This window comes from Sporosarcina sp. SAFN-010, from assembly GCF_059415065.1.
The window spans coordinates 340,609-349,380 of the sequence record NZ_JBPFDS010000002.1; the positions used below are offsets into that span (position 1 = coordinate 340,609).

Here is an 8,772-nt window from a genome sequence, read left to right on the forward strand (position 1 = left end):
CGTTACCATGAAAGGGATTTGGCTTGGCGTACTCGCCGCTGTCTTTTTTGCGGTTACATTTGTACTAAACCGCTCAATGGAATTATCTGGAGGCAGCTGGATGTGGAGCGCGTCACTCCGCTATTTCTTCATGGTTCCGTTTCTCTTTGCTATTGTCTTTGCGCGAAAAGGGCTCGGGGCGGTCAAGCGTGAAATGACTGCCAAACCGTGGCCCTTTTTCGCATGGAGTTTTGTCGCGTTTGTGTTATTTTATGGTCCTTTAACCTTTTCAGCAGCCTACGCACCAGGCTGGCTGCTTGCGGGGACGTGGCAATTAACAATTGTTGCGGGCGTTCTACTAGCACCACTCTTTTTCCTAACTGTAGAAACAGCTGAAGGCAAGCATCGTGTTAGACAACGGATCCCCCTACCCTCGCTTTTGATATCACTGGTCATACTTGCGGGAGTGGTCTTGATACAAATCCCTCATGCGCAGTCAGTTTCAGGGAAAGCTCTCGCATTTGGAACATTACCTGTCCTAATTGCAGCCTTTGCTTATCCACTTGGCAATCGCAAAATGATGGAACTATTGGGTGGATCACTTGATACGTTTCAGCGGGTACTTGCGATGACTCTGATGACGTTGCCCGTTTGGATTGCACTTGCGATCTATGCTTGGGCAACAGTGGGACTCCCTTCCTGGAGCCAGTTCGGTCAGTCATTTGTTGTCGGGGTGAGTTCAGGTGTCATTGCGACGACCCTATTTTTCATGGCAACCGATCTAGTTCAACATGATCAGGGACGGCTTGCTGCAGTTGAGGCGACACAGTCACTTGAGCTCATATTTGCGATGGTAGGTGAAATGCTTCTACTTAACTTGATGCTCCCTGGTCCAATTTCTTTAGTAGGCATCGCAGTCATTATTATTGGCATGTCCCTTCATAGTTGGCAAACTGCTGTCGCTGCAAAACGCGCATTACTAGAAAATCCATAAAAATACTGCCCGAACGTCAGACAACCTGACGTTTCGGACAGTCTGTTTTATTACTTCGTAGCAGCCTCATATTCCCCAAGTAATTCAACTGCTTCTTCTGCTAGAGATGTATCAATCGCTTTATTGAAATCGATATCTCCAATAATCGCACCGTTCGCTTTATACATCTCATATTGCTTTTGAATATCATCCACGAACATCTTGCCGTCTGGGTCGAGACCCGTTACAAAAACCTTATCCCATAACTCTTTATCTTTAAGCGCTGTATGCTCCACCATGATGTCGATGATCGCATCCTCGTCTACCTCTTCGAAAAACGCGTCATTATAATCCCGAACTCCTTTTAAATAGGCAGCCATGAAGCGGATTGATAATTCTTCATCCTCCATGAACTGTGGCGATGCGAGTACCATTGCGATCTGGGATTCTGGAGCATAGTCCGTCGCGTCTCCGAAACGTACGTGGAATCCTTTGTCAATCCCCTGTGCGATCAATGGCTCTATATTGAGTGCAGCATCGATTGTTCCAGAGTCAATCGCACCGAGCATTGCGCCGAAATCTGCGATGTGGACGTATTCTACATCTTCCTCTGTGAGACCCGCATGCTTCAACATTTCCTCGTAGATGTATCCATCAATCGAATTCCGTGATGAAACTGCAATCTTTTTACCTTTAAAATCTGGATAGTCTTTGATGACGTCTTTCATGTGATTACCGATGACAAAAGAAAAATACGATTCGCCCGGCATGTTGTGGCCTTTGTCTGCAATGATTCGCACGTCAATCCCTTGAGCGATTGCGTTGAAGAAGGAAGCAGTAGAAACCCCACCAGCAATCGAGACTTCTCCAGCGGCAAGTGCTGGAAGCATATCATCACTATTTGCAAAATCAGTGAATTCCACGTCAATGTTGTAGTCATCGAAATATCCGCGTTCTTTCGCAATATAAAATCCAGCTCCGGACGCTGCCCCATCTTCTGCGATGACGACTTTCGTCCGTTTTTCGAGCGGCGAAAGCTGACCTGTTTCAGCTCCTTCGCTAGGCTTTGTAACCGATTCAGGCTTCGCTGGTTCTTTCTCCGCGCATCCTCCAAGTACAACGGCAACACCTAATACAACTGCAAGCCAACCTACCTTCATCCGCTGTTTCACACGCTTCCCCTTTCGTCATGTTCTCGATTTCTGCACTTCTTTTTGTAGATGCTGCCAGATGTCGACAAACTGCGCTGCCAGTTCTGGATCTTTCCGAATTTCTTCGATTTTACGTGGACGGGGTCGGTCAATCCGAACTTCCTGTATGATTTGCCCCGGCTGTGCACTCATGAGTAAAATTCGATCACTTAGCATGAGTGCTTCATCGATACTATGCGTGATGAACAGCACCGTTTTTTTCGTTTCTGCCCAAATACTCAATAATTCTTCTTGAAGGATAAACTTATTTTGTTCATCTAAAGCAGCAAAAGGTTCATCCATCAACAAGATTTCCGGATCATTTGCAAACGCACGCGCAATACTGACACGTTGCTTCATGCCTCCGGACAATTCACTTGGATACAGACTCGCAAATTGTGTGAGACCGGTTTTCTCCAAATAATAAGCGGTTTGCTTCGCAATGATGTCTTTCGGAGCTTTTCGCATTGCAAGACCGAACGCGACGTTGTCTTGGACTGTCATCCAAGGTAAAATCCCTTTTTCTTGAAACACCATGGATTGCAACGGGCGCTTCGACTGTTCAGCGTTAATCTTAAAGTTCCCTGCGCTGTGTTTCTCAAGTCCTGCTAAAATGCGTAGTAGCGTAGTTTTACCACAGCCACTCGGTCCGACCAGACAGACAAACTCGCCGTCTTCAATTGTCATAGAGATATTTTGCAGTGCTGTCACACTTCCTGTTTTCTTCACAAACACCTTCGTCAAATCGTTAATTTCAATTTTAGGGGGCATCTGTTCACCTCCATGGCAGCAGTTTTTTCTGAAGACCCCTCAACAGCAATGAGAACAAATAACCAAAGAACGAAATCATGATCAACCCGACAAACATATTTTGGAGTAAAAATGCTTTGTACGACGTCCAAATCAGATAGCCGATACCCGATGTTGCACCCATCATTTCCGCAGCTACTATTGTTAATAGCGCAATCGCCTGCCCCATCTGAATGCCTTCTAACATAACCGGAAGTGCACCAGGTAGTGCGATTTTGAAAAAGAACTGAGACTTACTCGCCCCGTAGTTATTTGCAACATCTAAGTAAATTTTGTCGATGTTAAGAACACCCGCAGCGGTATTGATGACGACTGGGAAGAATACACTTCCTGCGATTGTGATGACTTTCGACAGATCTCCAATCCCGAATAGAATAATGATAATCGGAAGTAACGCGAGTGTCGGAATCGGCATGAGCGCCATCACGAGCGGCGAAACAAAGTGCCGGATCGGAGTAAATAGCCCCATCATCAAACCGATAATGATTCCCGGAATCACTCCTGCGAGAAATCCTAGCGCAATACGATACAGAGAGACACCAACATGTTCTGCAATTGCGCCGCTAACTAGCAGTTCCCAGAACGTTTGCAAGATTGCGGACGGTGGTGGGAAGAAACGGATATCCATGACACCGGTTCGAGATAGGACTTCCCATAGCACAAGTAAAAAAACTGGAGAGACAATTGTGAGCAGTTGTTGCAGTCGTGCTTTCGTTTGCTGACGCTTCCATTCTGCTCGTTCTACACGCACAGGATCTTGCACAATTTTACCTGATTGAGTCACTTTCACCACCTCACCTCAATCTATGCACCGGCCTACTAGGCTGGGTGGGCAATTATATAAAAAACCTCCGCATCCTAGTAAAGGAGGCGGAGGCTATTCTAAACCGTTTTCGTGGCGGTCTTCTTAATATCTTGTCGTGCTGCATAAATATTTGTGACAATTACTTTAGCTACCCCATATACAGGCACAGCTACGATAATTCCGACAAATCCTGCGATATTACCTGCTGCAAGTAGCAGGGTGATGACGGTAAGCGGGTGAATGTCGAGAGATTTCCCCATTACGTTCGGAGTAATGAAGTTACTGTCCACTTGGTTGGCGATTAAAGTGATGACAGCAACCCAAATGACCAATTTCGGATCTTGTGTAAATGCGATGAGAATCGCAGGCACCACAGCGATCCACGGTCCGATGAACGGAACCAAGTTCATGAATAACGTAAAAATCGCAATGAGCAGCGCATATTGAAGGCCGATAATCCAATAGCCGATTAAAATAATCGTCGCGAGAATCGCACTGATTAAAAATTGACCTTGAATGTAGCTACGTAACACATGATCAATATCATGAATGGTTTTCTTTACCCACTCTCGTCGCTTGCCACTGAAATAGTTGTATATTTTAGGTGCGAGCTTCTCATGATCTTTCAACATGAAGACGAAGAAGAAAGGTACAAGCACAAGTAAGACAATCGCTTGGACGAATGATTGTAAGAACGAAACAATCCACCCACCAAATTTCAACGCATACGACTGTATTTTATCTGCTGCACTGTTAAGTGATTCCTCAAGCTTTGGAGGTAAATCTCTCTTCTGTTCGAGCGCCACGTCTGTTAAATGTGTCAATTCTTTTGCAATCGTTGGGCCATTGTCGATTAATTTGTTAACCTCATTTGCGACAGGAGGACCGACAACTGCAGAGAACGCATAAACCCCACCTATTAAGATGACGAAAATGATAAGAATACTACCCCACCTCGGCACTTTCCGCTTTTCAAGAAAACGTTGAATCGGTTCGGTCATGTAATACAGCACACCACCCAGAACGAGAGGAAGGATGATGGCTTTGGCAATAATACCAACTGGCGCAAAGATATAATTGATTTCTAAAAAGAATTTAATAATCAATAACGCTAGTAAAATGGCGACGCCTGATTGAAACCACAGTTTCTTCGTCAAGACACAGCCTCCTTTCCAATTACTATATTGTTTAGTTGTTATTAGTATACGATTTTCCGTGCATGGTGTCTAACGCAGAAAAAACCAAAAAGAGATCATCCCTTTATAGAAGGAATGACCCCCTTTTTTGTTAGTCGCGCATTTCCAAGTAGGAGAGCGATACTTTCAAGTTGGCATTGCGTTCACGAATTGCATCAAGGAGTACTTGGTCTTTCGTGTCGACTTTGCTACGGATAGCGAATGTATATAAGATCATCGTACCAAGATTCGTTGTTTCGACTTGTCGAAGCTGATAAAAGTCTGTTTTTTCATCCAAAATGTCATCCAACAAGCTCTCGTGGTTCAAGTTTTCAGGTACAGTCACTTTCAACAACTGTGTATCTTTTCCTTTGCCGTAATCGACTTTGTACAATAAGTAGAAGATCAAACTCGCGAACAGTGTTAACACAATTGCGAGTGGGAACTGGAACAATCCTGCTGTCATCCCTACACATAGACCGAAGAAAATGTATGAAATGTCTTTCGCGTTTGTGACGGCACTTCGGAAACGGATAAGGGAGAAAACAGCGAACAACCCAAACGCAACTCCTGCATTATCACTCACTACGTTCATCACAACTGACACGACAACACTCATCATAATGATTGTATGGACAAACGCTTGAGAATAGCGTTCTCCCGTAAACGTGATTTGGTACACTTTCGTAATGATTAAACTAAGAACAAAAGCTAATGCCATTGCAGCCAAACTCATCCAAATTGTTGGTGCACCTTCTAATCCATTAGATGTAAACAAGCTCGTGATCTGATCCATCTTCCATTCCTCCAATTGTTGGTTGTTCTAATTCTTTTGGCTCCGTATATCCTGTTTGCGGCAAAACTTCACCGTCTAATAACTCCGTACTCGTACAGAACTTCGATGCACTACGTTGCTCACAGTTCAAGTCCTGTAAGATACGCGCAAGCCAAAGTGGCACCGCGTGATCCACTTTCACTTCTAGCACAACAAGGTCCGAGTCGATAAAGTGATTTCCATAAGGTCCGTTCTCGATATGTAAGTCGTCTTTTCGGCACTTCAAGTCGAAATCGAACGTTATGCGCAGTTCAGGGTCTGTCACCCCATGCAATGCGTGACGGCTATAACTGACGACCATTTCCGGTTTCAAGTTATAATATTTTCGAAAATAGTCAATTTCCTTCATAACTTGTCGATTGGATGTATTGATATCTGACAGATCTTCTTTGATATCACCTTCTAGGTAACGGTAAGCTTCCCCCAGTGGCAACAACATCCGACGTTTGTTGACCACTTTTTTGTGTTTCTGCTTCACTTCAAAAAAAGCAGTGCTGTTCAAGTCTGCCTCGTCATACACACGTAATCGCAGTTTTTGGCGATACTTCAATTTATTTTTGGTCTCAAAATAAATCGATTTGTCCGGACTGTCGAAGTAAAGACTAGTAACAGAATATCTCCCTTCCGTTCCATTTTTATCATTCCGCATTTTAGGTCCAATACGTTCTACCAATTCTTCATATTGATGGCGTGTGATTAAATACTTCTGTTCTTTTCTGCTAAAGATTTCAATCGCCACATCAGTTCCTCCTATTCAATTGTTTTCTCTTTGTAAAGACGACTTTACAAGATTGAAATGTGAACTCTCTGAAGGATGCATTAGAAAATGATGAGAACGTGAATTTTTTGTATACTTTCGTCGATTTTGGGTAGGTTATAGAAGAATCGAATGTATATGAGGAGGAGTGTTTCATTATGAAAAAGACGGCACTGGTGGCTCTCGGTCTTGGAGTTGCGTACTTAATGCGCAACGAAGACTCCAGGAATAAGATGATGAAGCAATTTGACTCATTCGCAGGAAGCAGTTCTTCAAAGTAAGCTCTGCTCTAGATTCGTTATAGGCAGCTGGGGGATATCCCTGGCTGCTTTTTGTATTAACAATTCAGATTATTAACCGATATTACATAAAAGGAAGGTGATTTCTGTGCTCGGTCAGTGGCAATCAACCGGACTTATGGTCATTCGGAACATAAATACTCAGCATTCTCTTGCAGCTATGTCCATGCGCCGTCTTTCCACGGGTTTACGCATTAACAGTGCGGCAGATGATCCTGCGGGTCTTGCAATTTCAGAAAAAATGCGAGGTCAAATAAGAGGATTGGCTATGGCTCAGCGCAACATTCAGGATGGGATCTCGCTTATTCAAACAGCTGAAGGAGCTCTGGATGAGACGCATTCCATGTTGCAACGCATGCGTGAGTTGAGTGTTCAAGCTTCTAATGGAACATTGACTGATGAAGACCGTAAGATGTTAGACGAGGAGTTTCAGCAGCTTAAAAAGGAAATTCAACGCACATCTAAAGACACGGAATTCAATACAAAACCACTACTTGATGGCTCTCAGACAGACTTAAAAATCCAAGTAGGGGCGAACGCGGGACAAACAATCTCTGTTGGTATCAATTCAATGAGTTCGACATCTCTAGGACTTGACGACGTTTCGATTGCGACTCAAGAAGATGCGGAAAAAGCAATTGGAATTTTGGATAAGGCCGTTCAAACTGTTTCATCCGAACGCGGTAGGCTCGGTGCAATCAGCAACCGATTAGAACACGCGTATAACAACGCTGTGACAATGGAAGAAAATCTGACCAGTGCTGAATCCCGAATTCGAGATGCCGATATCGCAAAAGAAATGATGGCACTGACAAAGGCGAATTTACTTGCTCAAGTGGGACAGTATGTATTGTCTCTTCATATGCAGCAAGCTCAGTCTGTGTTGCAGTTGTTGAAACAGTAAAACCCGTCCGCCTGTGAAGAGGCGTGACGGGTTTTTAGACGAACCGATTTTCAAAACCAAGAATCGGAATGCGGTCTTCTTCTACAGTAATGCTATGAAGTGGCAGTTCAATCATGTACTCATCGCTTCCGTATGGAAGTACTTTTATTTTTTTTAAGGTAAATGCGTTGTTCGTCACAAGTTTCACCATCCCGGTATGAGAATCAATTCCTTCAATCGCAAATCGATGTCCGTCCAGTATTGCATAAGGTACGATTTCATAAGCGTCATCCAGCTCCTTCACCTCAACTGCTCTAAGCAGTGAAGCCGTTGACCCCCCCATGTGTTTGAAACCATTTTGTAGTTCATCTGAATCTGTAGTCGCTAAGTAGATTTGTTTGTTTCTAGAACTAATCTCGTATTCCTTCTCATTCCAGCGGGCGAATCTTCCTCTGCGAATCATCTGATCACCTCCGAAGAGTTCGTAACAATGTATATCTATTAGTATACAAATTATTAGACATTTTCAATAGACATGGTTTGTCCTATTTCGCATTAAGAGTGAAGGCGCATTCTCCTACGACTCTGTTAGTCGGTAGTATCTATACCCCATATTAATATGTGTTTAACCTATTCACTGCAGGGGTATGAAATAACTATATATTACAAGGAGGTTTTTTGATGAGTCAAGATCATGGTTTTTCAGACAAAGTAAAAGGCGCAGTGAACAAAGCTAAAGGTGAGGCAAAAGACCAATACGGAAATGCTACAAACGATACCAAAAAACAAGCAGAAGGTAAGTTGGATAAGATGAAAGGGAATGCACAAGAGAAAGTCGGCGAAATGAAAGACGATCGTAATCGAGTGAAGTAATGAGTTGCTAGCACGTCGGGTATTTCTGACGTGCTAGCAACTTTTTTTATGAGGTTAACAGAATCTCAAACTGTATACCGCTCTCAGTATATGTTCCACACAAAAAACCGACTCACTAGACTGACATAGTGATTTGAGACAACTATAAAACACCTTGATTAGGCTGCTTTAACACTGTAATTTAAAGGTGTTA

General features: G+C 43.5%; 11 protein-coding genes. 4 read left to right on the forward strand and 7 right to left on the reverse strand.

Features of this window, described 5'->3' with window-relative positions; translation table 11 throughout:
- The first annotated feature begins 7 nt into the window (after positions 1–7).
- Positions 8–973, forward strand: a complete 966-nt coding sequence (locus tag ACR65F_RS04545; protein ID WP_440503430.1) for a DMT family transporter — start codon at positions 8–10, stop codon at positions 971–973.
- Positions 974–1,023: 50 nt separating this feature from the next.
- Here ACR65F_RS04545 and ACR65F_RS04550 read toward each other — a convergent pair whose 3' ends face one another.
- The 6 genes from ACR65F_RS04550 to ACR65F_RS04575 all read right to left on the reverse strand — a co-directional run bounded on the left by ACR65F_RS04550 (position 1,024) and on the right by ACR65F_RS04575 (position 6,506).
- A complete protein-coding gene (locus tag ACR65F_RS04550) occupies positions 1,024–2,112 on the reverse strand; it encodes an ABC transporter substrate-binding protein (RefSeq protein ID WP_440503442.1) in 1,089 nt (362 codons plus the stop codon).
- Positions 2,113–2,139: 27 nt separating this feature from the next.
- Positions 2,140–2,913: an ABC transporter ATP-binding protein gene (locus ACR65F_RS04555; protein WP_039042639.1), complete on the reverse strand. Its 774-nt coding sequence runs from the start codon at positions 2,911–2,913 to the stop codon at positions 2,140–2,142.
- Positions 2,914–2,917: 4 nt separating this feature from the next.
- Entirely contained in the window at positions 2,918–3,742 is an 825-nt protein-coding gene (locus tag ACR65F_RS04560) for an ABC transporter permease (RefSeq protein ID WP_369795205.1), read from the reverse strand.
- A 92-nt stretch (positions 3,743–3,834) separates the two neighbouring features.
- Entirely contained in the window at positions 3,835–4,914 is a 1,080-nt protein-coding gene (locus ACR65F_RS04565; protein WP_039042637.1) for an AI-2E family transporter, read from the reverse strand.
- Between the two features lie 130 nt (positions 4,915–5,044).
- Positions 5,045–5,728: a DUF4956 domain-containing protein gene (locus ACR65F_RS04570; protein ID WP_440503431.1), complete on the reverse strand. Its 684-nt coding sequence runs from the start codon at positions 5,726–5,728 to the stop codon at positions 5,045–5,047.
- Positions 5,697–6,506, reverse strand: a complete 810-nt coding sequence (locus tag ACR65F_RS04575) for a polyphosphate polymerase domain-containing protein (protein ID WP_440503432.1) — start codon at positions 6,504–6,506, stop codon at positions 5,697–5,699. The genes ACR65F_RS04570 and ACR65F_RS04575 overlap by 32 nt, the downstream gene beginning before the upstream one ends.
- A 176-nt stretch (positions 6,507–6,682) precedes the next feature.
- Here ACR65F_RS04575 and ACR65F_RS04580 point away from each other — a divergent pair, with 176 nt between their 5' ends.
- Both ACR65F_RS04580 and ACR65F_RS04585 read left to right on the forward strand, forming a co-directional pair.
- Complete coding sequence (locus ACR65F_RS04580; RefSeq protein WP_440503433.1) at positions 6,683–6,805, forward strand: hypothetical protein; 123 nt, start codon at positions 6,683–6,685, stop codon at positions 6,803–6,805.
- A gap of 106 nt (positions 6,806–6,911) precedes the next feature.
- Positions 6,912–7,727 carry a flagellin N-terminal helical domain-containing protein gene (locus ACR65F_RS04585; protein WP_440503434.1) on the forward strand — a complete coding sequence of 272 codons (816 nt, stop codon included), beginning with the start codon at positions 6,912–6,914 and terminating at the stop codon, positions 7,725–7,727.
- Positions 7,728–7,761: 34 nt separating this feature from the next.
- On the opposite strand, the gene ACR65F_RS04590 is transcribed toward ACR65F_RS04585, so the two are convergent.
- Positions 7,762–8,169: a UCP033725 family protein gene (locus tag ACR65F_RS04590; RefSeq protein WP_039042635.1), complete on the reverse strand. Its 408-nt coding sequence runs from the start codon at positions 8,167–8,169 to the stop codon at positions 7,762–7,764.
- Positions 8,170–8,387: 218 nt separating this feature from the next.
- Here ACR65F_RS04590 and ACR65F_RS04595 point away from each other — a divergent pair, with 218 nt between their 5' ends.
- Positions 8,388–8,579, forward strand: a complete 192-nt coding sequence (locus tag ACR65F_RS04595) for a CsbD family protein (RefSeq protein WP_440503435.1) — start codon at positions 8,388–8,390, stop codon at positions 8,577–8,579.
- Positions 8,580–8,772: the final 193 nt, after the last annotated feature.